Consider the following 16,688-nt stretch of genomic DNA (forward strand, 5'->3'; position numbering starts at 1 on the left):
GCTTACACCCGGCCCTACACCGCAGAAGCCGAACGGCAGGCCTGTCACTCCGATTTCATCAAGCACTACAATCACATCAGGCCACACCGCGCTCAAAGGCGCCTCACCAGCCAGCCGCGTCAACAAGCTACCGGTTAGTACAACGAGACCGCTTCCCTGATCCGGAACGTCAAAGTCCGGGCTTCCGGGCGAAGGGCATGGTCAGGCCAGACGTCCGGTCCGCACGCCCTGGACCCGAGGCCGTGCTGTGCCGCATCCAGGTACAGGAAGCTGCCTTGGCTTGCCGGCAACTCGTGTGGGTGTGCGGCCGCGGAGATTTCCTGGGCTGTGTGCCTGGAAAGCGTGAAGCCCGGCAACCGGCCACGGGAGTCCGGGAAAGCGTCGAGCTGCAACCAAGGACTGCCGGAGTTCTGCAGCTCCAGTGACCTTACGGCAGTGCGGTGGCCCGACTCCTGCGGTTTGGCGTACGGAACTGCGAGCTCGTCGACGCCTGCCGAATACCGGCCAACCAGCGCCGCATCCATGCTGTCGGGGTAGGACTCGCGGGGACCCGTGCCGAACCACGACGCGCCATCGACGGAGCCAGGAAGATCCAAGCGGACGCCGACCCGTGGCCAGATGATGTCCCAGCCGGTGCTCGGTACCATGTCCACGCGAAGCCACAGCTCACCCCCAGACAGTTGCCAGTTCTCCTCCACGGAGACCCAATGGGCGGTGTCGGCTGCGGCGTAGCGGGTATGGATGACGACCCCTGAATCGTCGGCAGCCACCTTTTCCACCCGGGCCGTGAGCCGGTCCAGGCCAGCGGCACGCCAGATGGTTTCCATGGACGGGGCCGGAACGCCGTCGCCGTTGTTGAGCCACGGATCAGCGAGGTCGTAGCTGCCGCGTCCGGCGCCGGAGTCGTTGTCCGTGGGGGCTCGCCACAACTCCAGGCGGGGGCCGGACACTGGCAACCCCGCCAAGGAAACCAGCCGTCCCTCTGCGAACCGGGCAGGGCCCAGCGATACGGTGGGCCCCACTCTGTCAGTGCCACGTCCGGTAGATGCCAGGGGTCGAGGGGCTGCCGTGTGGGGACGTGCGCCTGCCAGTTCCAGCTGTGCCGCCGAGACCACGTGGCCGGCCTCAGCCCAGGCAGTGTCCTTGCGGAGGAGCGCCTCCACGGTCAGCCAGGCTTCACCGCTTCCCGTCACCTGCAAGGCAGGCAGTTCCACCCGGGCAGTGTCACCAGCCCTGAGCGGAGCGCCTGTGGAATCAACAACATCGAGCTCTCCGGACATGCCAAGCACGCCATCCACCTCGGTTCGCCAGTGAAGCACCACGTCGGACGCGTCGGCGGTGTGCCGGAAGTTGGCGACCGAGACGAAGCGGCGCGTCTCGCCGTCGTGCATCTCGGTGGAGAAGCCCAAGCGGAGCGGGGCGACGATCTGCTTGTACTCGAAGAGGCCCGGGCTGGGAGTCGAGTCCGAGAGGACCATCCCATCCATCACGAAGTTGCCGTCGTGCACCACCTCACCGAAATCCCCGCCGTAGGCGAAGAACTCTGTGCCATCGGCGGTGGTGGTCCGGATGCCGTGATCCCGCCACTCCCAGACGAAGCCGCCGTGCAGCCGCGGATAACGGTCCACCAAGGCTTCGTATTGGTCGATGGCGCCCGGGCCGTTGCCCATAGCGTGCACGTACTCGCACAGGATGAACGGCTTGGTGCGTTGCCGTGCCGACTCCGCAGCGGAGCAGCCAAGCAGGAGGGAGCCTGCGTCATCCCTGCCGATCGCCGCTGTTTCCGGCACCGACGAGTACATCCGCGAGTACACGTCGGTATAGGCGCCCGTGTAGTCACCTTCGTAGTGGACCGGACGGCCGGCATCGCGGGCATGGGTCCACGCAGACATCGCAGCGAGATTGGAGCCAGTACCGGACTCGTTGCCCAGCGACCACATGACGATAGAGGGATGGTTCTTGTCCCGCTCCACCGTGCGCTCCATGCGGTCCACGTACGCCTCACGCCAGACGGGGTCGTCGCTGGGGTTGCCCACCCAGCTGTGCCGCTCGAAACCGTGGGTCTCAAGGTCGCACTCCAGGATCACCCAGAAGCCCAGCTCGTCCGCGATGTCCAGCAATCGGGGGTGCGGCGGGTAGTGGCTGGTGCGGATCGCGTTGATGTTGAACTGCTTCATCATGGCCAGGTCCGCGCGGGCGAAGTCCTCGTCGAACACCCGGCCCCGGTCCGGATGCGTCTCATGCCTGTTCACGCCGTGGAACACCACGCGCCGGCCGTTCACCAGGAACCGGTCACCGCGGATCTCCACGGTGCGGAAGCCCAGCCGCAACGAAACAGTCTCGCCTTCGCTGGCCACCGTCGCGGAGTAAAGGCGCGGAACCTCCGCGGACCAAGGCACGACGGCGGGAATCGCCACCGGGGCGACGTCGGCAGCGGAGTTCCAGACGACGTCGACGTCCAGTTCGGGGACGGACAGACGAACCGGGTAGGCGGCCTCGCTTGCCGTGATTTCCGGATCAATAGACCCGGCGCCGGCGGTGAAGGACGTCCGCAACCAGACGTCGTCGAGACCCTTCCGGGGCCGGGCCTGCAGCGTCACATCGCGGAAGATGCCGGGCATCCACCACTGGTCCTGGTCCTCGACGTAACTGGATGCCGACCACTGGTGGACACGGACGGCTACGACATTCAGGCCCTCGCGGACGGTGCCGGTGACGTCGAATTCCTGGGCCAGGCGGCTACCCGTACCCACACCGATCTCGGTTCCGTTGAGCCACACCTTGTAGCGGGACTCGACGCCGTCGAAACGGAGTACTGTCCTGTCTGCCTTGTTCCAATCCGCCGGGAGTTCGAACGTCCGGCGATAGTCGCCTGTAGGGTTTTCGTCCGGAACATGCGGTGGCTCGGTGGGGAACGGAAACTGGACGTTGGTGTAGATGGGCCGCCCGTAGGCGCCGTCGGCCTCTAAGACCCAGTGCGCGGGAACCGGAATCCGGTCCCAGCCGGAATCGTCCAGGTTCTCTTCGGCAACTCCCTCAACTGCTTCGCCCGCAGGCAGGACGCCGCGTCCGCCGGGGGTCCCGGGGGCACCGGGCAGCAGGCGGAACCGCCACTTGCCGTTCAATGAAAGAGCGGGCGCATCGCTGTGCAACCAACTCCTCGCGGGGAGGCGGTTCCCCGTGCCCGGCCCTGGATCTGTGATGTAGCCGGCAGTTGGGTAGATGGTCATTTACTTGACGGCTCCTTCTGTCAGTCCACCGCGCCAGAAGCGCTGCAGGACAATCATGGCGATGCTGAAGGGAAAGATGGAAAGCAGCACCCCGCCGGTGGTCAGTTCGTAGAATCCGGGCGGGCGGTCCACTTGGCTGAGCCAGGTGTTCGGGCCCAGGGTGATGTACCGGACTGTGCGTCGAGTTGGTACCGGGCTCGACTTTACCGGAAACACTACAAGTGGGAAAAGACATTGTTTCCGCTAACAAAAATCTCGTGAATTCCTTGTTTCCGGTAACATCTTCGCGTAACGTACCTCACAGATCCTTCGAGCACGACAACGGAGTACACGTCTCAATGAACCTTCGCCCTGAACTATACGAACCGACCGGACTGCTGTTCGGCGTCGCGTACTACCCCGAATACCACCTCTCTGACCGGTTGCACCTGGACCTTGATTTGATGCGTGACGCGGGCATTAATGTCATCCGCGTCGGCGAATCTGTCTGGTCAACATGGGAACCCCGTGACGGCGAGTTTGATCTGGAGTGGCTGGCCCCGGTCCTTGATGCAGCCCACGACCGCAGCATCAGGGTCATCCTCGGAACCCCCACCTACGCTGTGCCGCCGTGGCTCCAGGCCTCGTACCCGGAAGTCGCGGGGCAGCGGCGCTCCGGCCAACCTATTCCGTGGGGTGCGCGGCAGGAAGTCGATTACACCCATCCGGGCTTCCTCTTCCACGCCGAGCGGGTCATCCGCGCTGTAATTGGCCGCTATGCCAGCCACCCTGCTGTCATAGGATTCCAGGTCGACAACGAACCCGGTCTTGAGATATTCCACAACCATGGTGTTTTCGTGCGCTTCGTGCGCTGGCTCAAGGCCAGGTACCAAGACGTCGAGACCCTCAACCGGGAATGGGGTCTGACGTACTGGTCCCACCGCATCAACGACTGGTCCGAGTTGTGGCGGCCGGATGGAAACACCTTCCCTCAGTACGATTTGGCGTGGCGGCGGTTCCAGGCGGAGCTGACCACCAACTTCATTTCCTGGCAGGCAGGACTGGTCAGCGAATCCGCCCTTCCCGGGCAGTTCGTCACCACTTGTCTTCAGTACCCGCGCCGTGCTCTGGATGACCAGCAGTTGTTCTCGAACCTCAACATCGGCGCCGGCAACCCGTACTACGGCATGCAGGATCATCTGGACGCGTCCAGGGATCTGCAACAGCCGAATTACTGGACCACCACGGGCGTAGCAGGGCTGTTCCGCCAAGCGGACCGGATGTTTTCCTCCAAGCAGGCACGCTACCTCGTCACGGAAACCAACGCCCAGTCCATCGGCACAGCCGACCAGAACTTTCCGTCCTACCCGGGGCAACTGAAACAGTCTGCCTTCGTACTGATTTCCCGCGGAGCTGCCATGATCGAGTACTGGCACTGGCACACACTCCCTTACGGCACCGAGACGTACTGGGGAGGGGTTTTGCCCCACAGCCTGAAACCGGGCAGGGTATATGCCGAAGTGTCCGAAATCGGCGCCGAGCTCAAGCACATCGGCCAAGCAATCGATGGCTACGAACCGGATGCCGACGTAGCGATCCTGTGGTCGAATCCGAGCCGCTACGCGATGCAGTACATGCCACCTCTTCACCATGAGGGTGTCCCGGATGAGGAATCATACGAGCGCATCGTCGATGCCTTTCACAGGGGTGTCATTGACGGCGGACGCCAAGCCAGAATCCTCCATCTCAGCCAATCCCACGGGCTTGGCGCAGCCGAGCTGGCCCGCAAATTCCCGATTCTTGTTGCGGCTGGCGTCTACATCACGACAGATGATGACCTGAACCTCCTATGCGACTATGTCAAAGAAGGTGGGCACCTCATCATCGGGCCACGCACCGCCTACGCCGACGAAGAGGCCCGCGCCAGGGTAGCAGTCGCCCCGGATCGACTCCACGACCTCGCGGGGGCTTGGTACGAGGAGTACTCGAACCTGGATGGGCCCGTACGTGTCATCGCCGGCCCCAACGGGCTGGCCCTGGACGAAACGGCTTCGGGAGAGGCCTGGATTGACGGACTGAGATCCGAAGGCGCAAGCGTCCTCGCCCAGTACGACCATCCGAGGTTCGGCGATTTCCCCGCCATCACCACGATGTCCCAGGGCATTGGCCGGGTAACCATGGTCGGCTGCGTTCCTTCTCCGGGACTCGCCCGGGGAATCATCGCCTGGGCGGCACCGACTCCCGTCGCTACGGAACTTGCCGGGGAGGTCAAGCTGCCCCTGTATGTGTCCTCGGGCACGGTGGCCGAAGGGGGCCGTGCATGGTTCGTTTTCAACTGGGGATGGGACAAGCAGGAGATCACCTTGGCCCTGCCCGTCCTCGATCCTGTCTCGGGCATCAGCCACGAGGCGGGCACAATTCTCTCACTTGACGCGTGGGGCACCAGCACATTCGTCAGCCGGTGAGTATCCGGATCATTGATCCACCACCAACCAAAGAAAGAGCCACGATGAAGAAGGCGTCAAAAACAGCGGCGGCCATGGCCGTGCTGGCCGGTATTACCGGATTCATGATCACCGGCTGCTCCCCAGCTGGCACATCCCCGGCACAGTCAGCCACGGCCATGTCACAGGCAGACTTCGACAAGGCCATGAGCACCCCGACCAAACTCACGTTCTGGACCTGGCTTCCGGACGTCCAGAACGAAGTAGCCCTGTTTGAGAAAAAGTACCCCCAAATCGACGTCACGGTCGAGAACGTCGGACAGGGCGGGGAGCACTACCAAAAGGTTCGCACTGCCCTGCAGTCCGGCGACGGTGCCCCTGACGTGATCCAGCTTGAATACCAGTACATTCCCTCATTCAACCTCACGAACTCCCTGCTGAACCTCCGTCCTTACGGGGCTGACAGCATCGCCGGCGATTACGTGGATTGGGCTTGGAAGCAAGTCTCGAACGACAAGGGCGTGTGGGCCGTTCCGCAGGACGTCGGACCGATGGGCAACCTTTACCGGACCGACATCCTGGAAAAGGCGGGCATCACCAAAGCACCGGCAACCTATCAGGAGTACGCCGCCGACGCGAAGGCCGTGAAAGAAAAGACCGGCTCCTACATCTCGAACCTCCCGACCAACGACCCCGCTCAGGTGATCGGGCTCTTGTGGCAGGCGGGCGTCAAGCCGTTCAGCTATGACGGAGATAAAACCGTAGGCATCAACGTCAACAGCGACGAGGCCAAAAAGGTGCTCGCCTACTGGCAGGACCTGATCCAGAAGGATCTTGTCTCAGTAGACGCAGACTTCAACGACCAGTACTACCAAGGTTTGGCCAGCGACAAGTACGCCGGCTGGCTGACCGCAGCCTGGGCGCCGATCTTCCTGCAGGGCACAGTTGAAAACACCGCCGGAAAATGGGCCGCAGCCCCGCTGCCGCAGTGGAGCGCCGGGGAGCAGGTCTCCGGAAACTGGGGAGGCTCCTCTGACGCCGTGCTGAAGACCACGAAGAACCCGATCGCCGCAGCCGAACTGGCCAAGTTCATCAACCACGATGAAGAATCCACTAAGATGTTCGCGACCAAGCAGTTCCTGTTCCCCGCCGCGAAGAGCGTGCTGGAGGACCCCTCCTACACTGACCAGAAGGTCGCATTCTTCGGCGGCCAGCAGGTCAACAAGCTGTTCGGGCAGATCTCAAACACCGTCGACACCGACTTCCAGTGGCTTCCCTTTACCGAATACGCCTACTCGCAGTTCAATGAAATTGTCGGCACGTCCATCGGGGCCAAGGGCGACCTGAACGCCGCCCTGGACAAATGGCAGGAAACGCTCGTCTCCTACGCCAAGGACCAAGGCTTCACCGTCAAGTAACACCCGGCCGGGAAGCGGGACCCTGTCACGCTTCCCGGTCTCCCAAATCAGCCCCAAACCAGAGGATTCCAGTGGCAAGCGACACCATCATCCCGGCCACCCGGAACGCAGGCTCCACAGTCCGGCGGTCCACATCCGGCCGCCGCACCCAGGTCACAGCGGCCTACCTGTTCGTTCTCCCGTTCTTCATTGTGTTCATCGCGATGCTCGTCATCCCCCTCGGCTACGCCGGGTACCTGAGCCTGTTCAAGAGCCAACTCATCGGCGGGCTTTCCTTCGCCGGACTCTCCAACTACGTCCAGGCCATCACCGATCCCGAATTCCTTGCCGGGATCGGCCGGATGGGCATCTTCCTACTCGTGCAGGTTCCCATCATGCTGGGTATCGCGCTTTTCCTCGCCCTCGCCCTGGACAGCGGGAGGGCCCGGGGCTCGAAGGCCCTGCGTCTGCTCTACTTTGTGCCGTACGCCGTTCCGGGTGTTGTGGCCACGCTCATGTGGGGTTACCTGTACGGCCCGGATTTCGGCCCCTTCGCGCAACTGTTCCATACCTTCGGCCTCGACGCGCCCAACTTCCTGGGCCAGCAATCCATCCTCGGTTCGATGATGAACATCGTCACCTGGGAATTCGTCGGCTACAACATGATCATCATGTACGCTGCGCTGCGAGGAATCCCCGGAGAACTCTACGAAGCCGCAGAAATCGACGGGGCCAGTCAATTCCGAATTGCCTGGAACATCAAGATCCCCGCCATCCGACCGGCCATCATCTTGACCGTAATTTTCTCCATCATTGGCACGTTCCAGCTGTTCAACGAACCCAGCCTGCTGGACGCCATAGCACCCAACGCCGTCACGAACGGCTTCACCCCGAACTTCTACGCCTACAACCTGGCGTTCGTCAACCAAGACGTCAACTATGCTGCCGCGATCGCATTCCTTCTTGGCATCGTCATCGCCATTGTCTCGTACGTCGTTCAGGTGCAGACCCAGCGAGGCGAACGTCGGCAGCGAAAGGCCAGCAAATGACCACCATGCACATCACATCAGGCACCACCAACGAACCCGCGCCCCCGGCGACACTGGCACCCCGCAAAAGGCTCCGTCCCCGGGAAAGCCAGCGCAGTACGCTCCTCACGGTGCTGCTGTGGCTGTGCGCCCTGTACTTTATCCTGCCCCTGTTCTGGTTGATCGTTGCCAGCACCAAGTCCAACACGGATTTGTTCTCCACCTTCGGGCTTTGGTTCGGCAAGAGCTTTGAACTCTGGAACAACCTCGTCTCCGTCTTCACGGTACGGGACGGGCTGTTCCTGCAATGGGTCATCAACACAGTGCTCTACGCAAGTGTCAGCGCCGTCATCGCCTCCATCCTGGCAACAGCAGCCGGATACGCTTTCGCGAAATATCAATTCCCCGGCGATAAACTTCTCTTCAGCATCATTCTCGGTGCAATCATGATCCCACTAACCGCCCTGGCGCTGCCCACCTACCTGCTCTTCAACACGGCGGGACTCACGAACACCCCCTGGTCCGTCATCCTGCCCTCACTCGTCAGCCCCTTTGGTGTCTACCTCATGCGCGTCTACGCCGCCGACGCAATCTCGGACTCATTGATCGAAGCAGCCCGGGTGGACGGGGCTGGTGAATTCCGGATCTTCTGGCAGGTTGGCTTCAGGCTACTGGGACCCGGTGTCGTCACAGTCTTCCTCTTCGCGCTCGTCGCTACCTGGAACAACTACTTCCTCCCCCTCATCATGCTCAACAGCTCATCCCTGTACCCACTCACCGTCGGACTCGCCCAGCAACAGGCTGCCAGCGCAGCCGGAGGCGGAGCACAAGCACTCTTCTCCACAGTCATCACCGGCTCACTGGTCAGCATCGTGCCCCTGATCATCGCCTTCCTGGTCCTCCAGCGCTACTGGCAAGCCGGCCTCACCACAGGTGGCGTCAAAGAATAGAAAGGAACACCCATGATGACTGTTCACACCACCATCGATATACACGTCACCGACCCCAGTGCGTTGGACGAACAACTTGAGAGTGCCCACCAATCGCTCCAGGCTCTGGCTCAGCACACCCGCACGAACGGAATCCTCGTCACCCGCCACGCTCCAGGGAGATACACCGCGCAACTGTCTGATCAAGTCCCATACGGAACCACACAACAACAAATCCTCTGAAACCCGAACTTGAGTTTCGTGAATCCCTTACCGGACTCGGTACCGCCAGCCGCTGGCGCCACAATGAAGACGGCGGCTGGCCACTCATGTCGCTTTGTGAAGGCCGAACAGCTTCCTTGGCGTGCATCGGTGTCGAAACTAGGTGCCACAGCCCCAGCTGAAGAACCAGCTCCAACCCAAGCCGTCAAATGATCGCGCTCTCCCCCGATTCCAAGAACCGCCGCGTCACCATTAAGGACGTTGCCCGAAAAGGTGGTGTGTCAACACAGACTGTTACCCGGGCGATAAACGACATGCCGGGCATTAACATTCGCACCAAAGATCGGATCCGCAAGCTCGCCGAAGAACTTGGCTACACACCGAGCCGCTTTGCCAAAGGGCTTGTCCAAGGAGCCGGGAGTTGCGTCGGCATGGTGGTGCCCGAACTAACAAACCCCTATTTCCACGCCGTGGTTTCCAGCGTTGTCCACCACGCAACCCAGCGAGGCTGGCAAATCACGCTCAACGAGTATCCTTCCGATGCAGACAATATGATGCTGGCAATCGAGCAAATCGCAGCACAGGTTGACGCCGTTATCGGATGGTCTGGCAGCGGACTCGCGGCCTGCCAAAGGGTTCTGGGAAGGCGCCCGCTGGTCCTCTTGGACCCGGAGTACCCCGGCGCCGCCGGAGAAGTGTCCTTTGACTATGTCCACGCGGCTCAGCTCACGCTGAATCACCTCATCAGCCAGGGGCGAACGAGAATTTCCTACCTCGATTCCTCTCCCCCGCAGGGCTTGTCTGTCCGTGCACAAGCGTTCGCCCGGCAAGCAGGAGAACTTGGTCTTCCTCTAACGTTCCTCAGTGCCGAAGGCTCAGCGAAAGGCGCACGAACGGCGGTGTCCTCCCTCACGGAAACGAATCTTCTTCCGGATGCCCTCATCGCTTTCAACGACGTCACGGCCATTGGTGCAATAAAAGCCCTCGCGGCGGCCGGTAGATCGGTTCCACGAGAGTGCTCTGTCATCGGAATGGACGGCATAGCTATAGGTGAGTTGTTGACGCCGGAACTCACCACAGTATCCATCGATTTCAACGAGATTGGCGCAACAACAGTTCAACTTGTCGAGGACCTCCTTGACGGAAAAGTCCCACCCGGTGCCATGGAAGCCAAACGAACCCTGAAATATCACATGGTTCTCCGCCAATCAAGCTGAATAACCGGTCCTGCCGGTGGACCCGTGCGACACTGGATCGGCCCAGCCCGCTGGGCAGTCCATATGTCGGGGCATCAGCAATGTGCGGTCGCCACCGGAGGATAGTGGCTGCGCGTTAGCGTTTTGCCGGGCCTGTCGATTTCCGAACGATCAGACTTGACGGGAGGCTTGTGCTGTGCGGCAGCACACGGTGCTCTATCCGGGCCAGGAGCTGTTCGACCGCGATGCGGCCTTGGGTCGCGAAGTCAACCCTGAGCGTGGTCAACGGCGGCGCGAAGTAGGCTGCTTCAGGGATGTCATCAATGCCGGTAACGCTGACGTCGTCGGGAATTCGGTAGCCGCGTTCAGTCAGCGCAAGGATTACACCTAACGCCATTTGGTCGTTTCCAGCCACAATAGCGGTAACCGTGATTGGACCCGACAATCCCATGATGGCGTCGTAACCGGACTTGGCCGACCAATCCCCATTGAGGACACCTTGGGAGCTCATCCCACAGTCCGCAGCTGCCCGCTCGTAAGCCCGAACGCGATTGCGTGCCGCGGAATAAGTCGTGGGTCCGGCGATATGCAGCACTCGCTCGTGACCCAGGCCTGCGAGGTGCCCCACCAATGCGGGCAGCCCCACAGAAGAGAGTTCAGAGGGGTGCCCTCCGCGCGCGTCATCGGTCTCGGCAGCTACGTATGCCGGTACTCGGAAGTCGGCAGCTTCGAAGGCCTGAGTCATCTCGTCAGTGGATGAAAGCGCCAGCACACCGGCTAGATCGTGCTGCATAATCAACTCCAGAGCTTCGTTAATCGCTTCACGGTTGCTCATGTCGAGTGTCACGATGTCCAGCAAATACCCTGCCTGACGGGCGGCAAGACTGGCCCCCTGCGCAATTTTGCTGGGGCCGACTTGGTCAATTTCATGCGTCAAAGCACCAATACGGTGGGATCGGCCGGTCGTCAATGAGCGGGCAGCAAGGTTCGGCCTGTAGTCCAGTTCTTGGAGTGCCTTGATGACCCTGTCACGGGTTTCTGGACGTATTCCTTCGTAGCCCCTGAGGAAACGGCTCACCGTCTGATGTGACACGCCGGCAAAGCGGGCCACATCGTAGATTGTTGCCGGCCTGGCCGGATCGAGGCCGGGTTCATCCAGGTCTTTGGGCAAATCCAACTCCATGCGTAACCCCCAGAAAGATCTGACCCTTCCGGGCCTACGAGCCGAAACCTCGGATCCAGCGTACCGTAACCAGTTTACCGGAAACATCACGCCGAATGGGACGCCACGCCTCCAATGACACAAAAGTCTCCAGACTCTTGTTTCCGGTAACACCGTCTTGTAACGTTCCTCACAGTCCTTCATGGTGACAACGAAACACAGGTCTCCATGAATGCATTCCGGCCTTCCCGACTCGATTGAACTGCCGATCGTTGCCGTGTACAACGGCGCCCGGAATTCCTGAAATCAGTGAATACCCAGGTCGGGGCTAAACACTTGCCACCAACCCCAAAGGAGGGGCTATGAAGGAAAGAAGACTGGTGAAGGCTCTAGGAGTCTTCGTGGCCGCGGCATCACTTTTATCGCTGCCCGCGATCAGTGCTCAGGCCTATGCGCCCGAGGGTGGCGTCATGTACCAGGTGCCGGCGGATCAGCCCTGCCTCAAGGGTCGCGGAAACTGCGCAATTTACGTGAAGTCGGCCCAGTTGCCGGGCGGGCGACTCGTAGCAACTTTCGAGAAATCGACCGTCGTGACGGCATCGCAGGGAGCTACGGGACAGACCCTCCCACTTTATAAGAGCGATGACCAGGGAACATCATGGCAGCCTCTCTCAGAGGTGAAAGCACCGGCTTACCTTTCCAGCGACCCGCAGTTCGCGAAGTACACCAGCAACTGGGCAAGCCCCTACCTTTACACGCTGCCGCAGGACGTTGGAAACCTCCAAGCAGGCACATTGCTCCTCGCCAGCACAGTGACCGGGGAGGACGCCTACTACAAAGAGCACAAGGCTGCCGACTCTAACTGGGTGCCGACAAATGACGGCGACCGAAAAGACATGGCCCTCGCTCTCTACTCAAGCACCGATGGCGGGCTAACTTGGAACGTCCTGAACGTCATCGCGACGGCTGGATGGCAGGGCGGCAGCGCTGGTGCCACCGGAACGAACATAGCCACTGAGAACACGACCCGGCAGGTCGACCCCATTTGGGAGCCGTTCCTGATGGTGCATGGTGGGAAGCTCGTCGCCTACTACTCGGACGAGAATGACTACCTCGGTTTTGACCCGGTCACCGGTGTGCCCACTCCAGATCCAAACAACGCGACGGCCCCGGACTCGGAGGGCCAGATCCTGGTCCACAAAACCTGGGACGGCACCAGCGCTTCCTGGAGCTCTCCGGTGGTCGACGTCTCGGGGTCCACACAGAACATGGGTAACGGCAAGACCGAAATCGGCGGCGGCCGCCCGGGCATGACCACGATCGCCCAGACCACCGACGGCAAATGGTTACTGACCTACGAATACTGGGGCGGCGGAACCAACGTCAAGTTCAAAATCGCCGATGATCCGTTGAACTTCCGCTCTGCCAGTGATTTCGACGGGGAAGAAATCACCGGCCTGCCCCTGGATACCGGTTCCCACGCTCTGGCACAAGGCGGCAGTCCGGTGCTCATCACCCTTCCCGACGGGCGCATCGTTTACAACGCTGCGAGCAGCGGAAATGTGTGGGTAAATAACAGCGGGCGCAGCGACGGCGCCTGGACGGAGTACCAGACACCGGTCGGAGCCGGATATACCCGGAACCTTCAGTACGTCAACGGCACCGGACGGCTCGTCATCCTGCAGGCAAGCTGGGGCGGCCCTGGCAGCCAAGCCGCCATCCGCTACGGTGAGGTGGACCTCGGAAATTCCGTCGGCACTTACTACCGGATCGTAAACCGCAAAACCGACCAGGTGATGGGCACAGGTAACAACACCAACGATGCCAATATAGGTAACGCGGATGTTCCCGACGTCGTCCTTGAACCGACCGGAACGGCGCAGAATCCGGATACACAGTACTGGCATGTGGTGACCAAGACTGACGGCAACGAGACGCTGCTGAATAAATCGGGCGGCCGCGAAGCATCCATCTGGACGGGAAGCGCGACAGCCGGGCAGCGCATCGGACAATGGGTGGATAACAAGGCCTCTGGGAGCTGGAACCTCATCGACAACGGCAACGGCTACTACCGTTTCCAGGCAATTAAGAACACGAACGTCTACCTGACCGGCTCCACTGCCGGCGCACCGCTGACACTCCAGAACCCTGCGACCGATGGTTCTCAGGACTGGCAGCTCATTGCCGAGCAGCAACCACAGGCCAAGACAATCATCGGCGCGCAATCCGGGAAATGCCTGGATCTAAAGTCCTTCGCCCCCCAGGATGGCGCAATCGTCGACATCTACACTTGCAACGGCGGTACGAACCAGAAGTGGACTCTCGACGCCTCAGGCCAACTCGTCAACGCCGCGTCCGGGAAATGCCTCGACGTCAACGGGCATTCTGTTACCGATGGGGCCGTCGTTCAGCAGTGGTCCTGCACCGGCGGAACGAACCAGAAATGGAGCTACAGTCCTTTGACCCGGCAGCTCATCGGGCAGCAGTCCGGCAAATGCCTCGACGTCAAAGAAGGAAGCACAACGAACGGATCCCCGGTGGTGATCTGGACTTGCAACGGCCAGACCAACCAGAAATGGACCATCAGGTAGGAAGTCCTGAATATGTAGATCCGTTCGCCGATTGGTCTGGGAACACCAGTGGGCGAGGCACTACAACAGTGCCTCGCCCACCCGTCTAGGCTTGGGGATCAAGGTTGCCGCTGGCCGGTTCTTCGGTTATGGCACGAAGGCGGGTGGCCATGTACTGCCGGCCTGGTAGATCAATGCTGAACCTACCGTCATAAGTTCCGGGGAGCTTGACCAACTCCAGATTCCAGGGATTTGCTCGACTATTTCCGAGCTATGCAACCGGGTCCATTTTCACTGCAACCTGTCATGGTGGGTTCTAAGAACAACATGAGGCACTGTCAGTAAGGCTTTCTGGACTTACTCGGACACCAGGGCGCTGCCCCGACTTGTATGAGCCGTACCTTCAGGGGACTTCAGGCTCCCCCGAAGGGAGCTGCATTGGGAAATCCGATGTAGTTGAGGCACTATGACCGGTTCCGCCTACTTCGGTAGGTCTAGGGCCGGTCTCAACTTTCTCTGAGCAGGAGGCTCAGTTGCCCGCATCCGTCAAAGCGGACAAGACCTACGACGAGCAGGTCGACCTCCTGGCCTCCCGGGGCATGGGCATCGGGGTCAGGGACGCTGCGATCAACCAGCTGCAGTACATCAATTATCACCGTCTCAGCTGGTACTGGTATTCATTCAGGCAACAGGGATCTTCAGGCCGTGAAGACAGCTATTACGCCGTACTACCTTCACCGACGTCGTGAGGCTGTATAGCTTTGATGCGAGTCTCAGAACAGCAACATTCGCCTCTTTAACGCCGCTCGAGCTGGCATTGAGGGGCCTGCTCGGACATGCACTTGGGACGATCGACGAATGTGCCCATCTCAAGCCAGCGCTGCTGGGACCGCGGGCCGACCAAGACACCTCTTATGCCACCTGGATACAGCGGTATAAAAGGGTCTCGCTGATTCGAAGGAAGACTTCGTCATACACCACCACGCAAAGTACGGCGGAACTCTCTCCGTTTGGGCGGCAGTGGAAATCCTTGACTGGGGCGCACCCACGTACCTGTACGGTTTCTCCCCGCGGCAGACACAGGACGGCATCGCGGACAAGTTCGGCCCATCCCGGCAACCGCAGACCCAGCCGGAGGATTATTAATGAGGCAACAATCCCCCTTCGCGGAGGTTATTTACGAGTCATCGCACAGGCCCTGTTGCCTCACGTCAATAGGTCCGGGAAGTCTGCTTCGTTGCCTCATGTGAAAAGGTCCGGTTCAGGGGCTTGTTGAACCAGGTGTTGGTTTTGTAGTCCCTGGCCGGTGCTTTTGCTTTGGCGAGGGTTTCGAGTTCGCCGGTGAGGGCGAGGATCTGCCGGGATAAAGCGGCGGGTTTGATTCGTTTGAACTGGGCGTTCATGCCGATAACGGCTCTTTTCCGGACTCCGGGGTGCGCTGCGGCGCGTTGGTGTGGGGTGAGGGCGTGGTCGTGCTTCTTCACGACTTTCGCGCCATGACGGGTTTTCGAAAGGAGCTTCTGTTGGGGCAGCAGGTAGTTCGTGAAGAGCGCATCGAGGTCCCAGATCTCGTTGAGCTTGGCAAGTTCCGCCGGGGTGTCGTACCGGTAGTACCCAACGAGCTCACGGACCCGGGCCCAGTTCTTTTGCTCCACGTGCGCGCCGTCATTCTTGTTCCCGGGTCTGGAGCGGGTGAACGTGATCTGCTGGGCGTGGCAGTACTCGAGCAAGTAGTCGTTGATGAATTCGGTGCCGTTGTCCGAATCAATCCCCACGATAGGAAACGGAAAGCGTCCCATCGCGTGCTGCAGGGCCTCGAACACCCACTTCTGGGCCTTGTTCGGCACAGTCCGGTTCACGGTCCAGCCTGTGGCGATATCGGTGACCGTCAGCGTGTAGCAGAACTGTCCGGACGCCACACCGCCTTCATGGCCGACCAGATCGATCTCCACGAAACCCGGGACCGCGTCGTCCCACTCGGCCCAGGTCCGGATCGGGATCTGTGACTTCAACAGCGAGCCCGGCTTGGTATGGGACCGGCCCCGCAGCACCAACTTCGCCCGTTCCGGCGCCAGTTTCCGGTCGATGGTCGAGGCGCTCATCCGCATCAACAGTTCGGCTTCCTCATCATCCAAGGACAGCTCACCATCGCGCCGAAGCATCGGAACCAGAACCGGCAGCATCGGTGCCAGGCGTTTGCCGGCCGGTGCCCGCAGAACGGCCCAGCACACCACCAACGCCTCCACGATCCGCGGACCATACACCGGCACCGGAGCCGGCCTGGCCCGCACGGGTCGCAGCTCCAAAGCCCTCCGCAACGCACGACGGGCATAATCCCGGTTCCACCCCGTCAACTCGACCAACTCATCGAGGATCCGAACCTTCTCCGCACGCGTCCCCCGAGCATAGGCACGCGCTTTGATCAGAGTGACCGCCTTACGCTGGCTCATCGTCAAACCCATCCCTCAAGGATGTCCGCACCCGCCCCAACCGGACCTTTTCCAATGAGGCAACGTATCCACCCCCGCGGA

The 16,688-nt window shown here is 60.9% G+C and carries 12 protein-coding genes and 3 pseudogenes; 10 read left to right on the forward strand and 5 right to left on the reverse strand.

Features of this window, described 5'->3' with window-relative positions; all coding sequences use genetic code 11:
• Positions 1 to 134 precede the first annotated feature (134 nt).
• Positions 135 to 3,230, reverse strand: a complete 3,096-nt coding sequence (locus KSW38_RS15700) for a glycoside hydrolase family 2 TIM barrel-domain containing protein (RefSeq protein ID WP_216925860.1) — start codon at positions 3,228 to 3,230, stop codon at positions 135 to 137.
• Positions 3,231 to 3,395, reverse strand: a pseudogene (locus KSW38_RS15705) (carbohydrate ABC transporter permease); the annotation flags it as partial.
• A gap of 173 nt (positions 3,396 to 3,568) precedes the next feature.
• Between KSW38_RS15705 and KSW38_RS15710 the strand changes: the two are divergent.
• The 6 genes from KSW38_RS15710 to KSW38_RS15735 all read left to right on the forward strand — a co-directional run bounded on the left by KSW38_RS15710 (position 3,569) and on the right by KSW38_RS15735 (position 10,446).
• Positions 3,569 to 5,674 (forward strand): beta-galactosidase, encoded by a 2,106-nt coding sequence (locus tag KSW38_RS15710; protein ID WP_216925861.1) that lies wholly within the window; start codon positions 3,569 to 3,571, stop codon positions 5,672 to 5,674.
• Positions 5,675 to 5,718: 44 nt separating this feature from the next.
• A complete protein-coding gene (locus KSW38_RS15715) occupies positions 5,719 to 7,071 on the forward strand; it encodes an ABC transporter substrate-binding protein (RefSeq protein ID WP_254186590.1) in 1,353 nt (450 codons plus the stop codon).
• Between the two features lie 71 nt (positions 7,072 to 7,142).
• Positions 7,143 to 8,099: a carbohydrate ABC transporter permease gene (locus KSW38_RS15720; RefSeq protein WP_308169399.1), complete on the forward strand. Its 957-nt coding sequence runs from the start codon at positions 7,143 to 7,145 to the stop codon at positions 8,097 to 8,099.
• The gene (locus KSW38_RS15725) at positions 8,096 to 9,028 is read left to right on the forward strand and encodes a carbohydrate ABC transporter permease (RefSeq protein ID WP_254186591.1); all 933 of its coding nucleotides are present in this window, start codon (positions 8,096 to 8,098) and stop codon (positions 9,026 to 9,028) included. The genes KSW38_RS15720 and KSW38_RS15725 overlap by 4 nt, the downstream gene beginning before the upstream one ends.
• Positions 9,029 to 9,040: 12 nt before the next feature.
• Positions 9,041 to 9,250, forward strand: a complete 210-nt coding sequence (locus tag KSW38_RS15730) for a hypothetical protein (RefSeq protein WP_216925863.1) — start codon at positions 9,041 to 9,043, stop codon at positions 9,248 to 9,250.
• A 188-nt stretch (positions 9,251 to 9,438) separates the two neighbouring features.
• Positions 9,439 to 10,446 (forward strand): LacI family DNA-binding transcriptional regulator, encoded by a 1,008-nt coding sequence (locus KSW38_RS15735; protein ID WP_254186592.1) that lies wholly within the window; start codon positions 9,439 to 9,441, stop codon positions 10,444 to 10,446.
• A 115-nt stretch (positions 10,447 to 10,561) separates the two neighbouring features.
• Here KSW38_RS15735 and KSW38_RS15740 read toward each other — a convergent pair whose 3' ends face one another.
• Positions 10,562 to 11,608, reverse strand: coding sequence for a LacI family DNA-binding transcriptional regulator (locus tag KSW38_RS15740; RefSeq protein ID WP_216925864.1), 1,047 nt, complete (start codon positions 11,606 to 11,608; stop codon positions 10,562 to 10,564).
• 341 nt (positions 11,609 to 11,949) lie between these two features.
• On the opposite strand from KSW38_RS15740, the gene KSW38_RS15745 reads away from it, so the two are divergent.
• The gene (locus KSW38_RS15745) at positions 11,950 to 14,178 is read left to right on the forward strand and encodes an RICIN domain-containing protein (protein WP_216925865.1); all 2,229 of its coding nucleotides are present in this window, start codon (positions 11,950 to 11,952) and stop codon (positions 14,176 to 14,178) included.
• Between the two features lie 85 nt (positions 14,179 to 14,263).
• On the opposite strand, the gene KSW38_RS23840 is transcribed toward KSW38_RS15745, so the two are convergent.
• Positions 14,264 to 14,398 (reverse strand): DUF5605 domain-containing protein, encoded by a 135-nt coding sequence (locus KSW38_RS23840; protein WP_428982402.1) that lies wholly within the window; start codon positions 14,396 to 14,398, stop codon positions 14,264 to 14,266.
• 292 nt (positions 14,399 to 14,690) lie between these two features.
• Here KSW38_RS23840 and KSW38_RS15755 point away from each other — a divergent pair, with 292 nt between their 5' ends.
• The 3 genes and pseudogenes from KSW38_RS15755 to KSW38_RS23850 form a co-directional block, all read left to right on the forward strand.
• Positions 14,691 to 14,906 (forward strand): hypothetical protein, encoded by a 216-nt coding sequence (locus tag KSW38_RS15755; protein ID WP_216925867.1) that lies wholly within the window; start codon positions 14,691 to 14,693, stop codon positions 14,904 to 14,906.
• A pseudogene (locus KSW38_RS23845) lies at positions 14,903 to 15,043 on the forward strand (Abi family protein); the annotation flags it as partial. The gene KSW38_RS15755 and the pseudogene KSW38_RS23845, both read left to right, overlap by 4 nt.
• 77 nt (positions 15,044 to 15,120) lie before the next feature.
• Positions 15,121 to 15,303: pseudogene (locus KSW38_RS23850) on the forward strand (Abi family protein); the annotation flags it as partial.
• A gap of 65 nt (positions 15,304 to 15,368) precedes the next feature.
• On the opposite strand, the gene KSW38_RS15765 reads toward KSW38_RS23850, so the two are convergent.
• Positions 15,369 to 16,607, reverse strand: a complete 1,239-nt coding sequence (locus KSW38_RS15765) for an integrase catalytic domain-containing protein (protein WP_216925869.1) — start codon at positions 16,605 to 16,607, stop codon at positions 15,369 to 15,371.
• Between the last annotated feature and the right edge of the window lie 81 nt (positions 16,608 to 16,688).

The sequence above is a fragment of the Paenarthrobacter aromaticivorans genome (assembly GCF_019038615.1).
Taxonomy (GTDB): domain Bacteria; phylum Actinomycetota; class Actinomycetes; order Actinomycetales; family Micrococcaceae; genus Arthrobacter; species Arthrobacter aromaticivorans.

Bases quoted from the DNA above. Each gene is read 5' to 3' on its own strand.
- KSW38_RS15700 (WP_216925860.1), bottom strand. From the start codon at position 3,230: ATGACCATCTACCCAACTGCCGGCTACATCACAGATCCAGGGCCGGGC.
- KSW38_RS15740 (WP_216925864.1), bottom strand. From the start codon at position 11,608: ATGGAGTTGGATTTGCCCAAAGACCTGGATGAACCCGGCCTCGATCCG.
- KSW38_RS15710 (WP_216925861.1), top strand. From the start codon at position 3,569: ATGAACCTTCGCCCTGAACTATACGAACCGACCGGACTGCTGTTCGGC.
- KSW38_RS15765 (WP_216925869.1), bottom strand. From the start codon at position 16,607: ATGAGCCAGCGTAAGGCGGTCACTCTGATCAAAGCGCGTGCCTATGCT.
- KSW38_RS15725 (WP_254186591.1), top strand. From the start codon at position 8,096: ATGACCACCATGCACATCACATCAGGCACCACCAACGAACCCGCGCCC.
- KSW38_RS15715 (WP_254186590.1), top strand. From the start codon at position 5,719: ATGAAGAAGGCGTCAAAAACAGCGGCGGCCATGGCCGTGCTGGCCGGT.
- KSW38_RS15730 (WP_216925863.1), top strand. From the start codon at position 9,041: ATGATGACTGTTCACACCACCATCGATATACACGTCACCGACCCCAGT.
- KSW38_RS15745 (WP_216925865.1), top strand. From the start codon at position 11,950: ATGAAGGAAAGAAGACTGGTGAAGGCTCTAGGAGTCTTCGTGGCCGCG.
- KSW38_RS15735 (WP_254186592.1), top strand. From the start codon at position 9,439: ATGATCGCGCTCTCCCCCGATTCCAAGAACCGCCGCGTCACCATTAAG.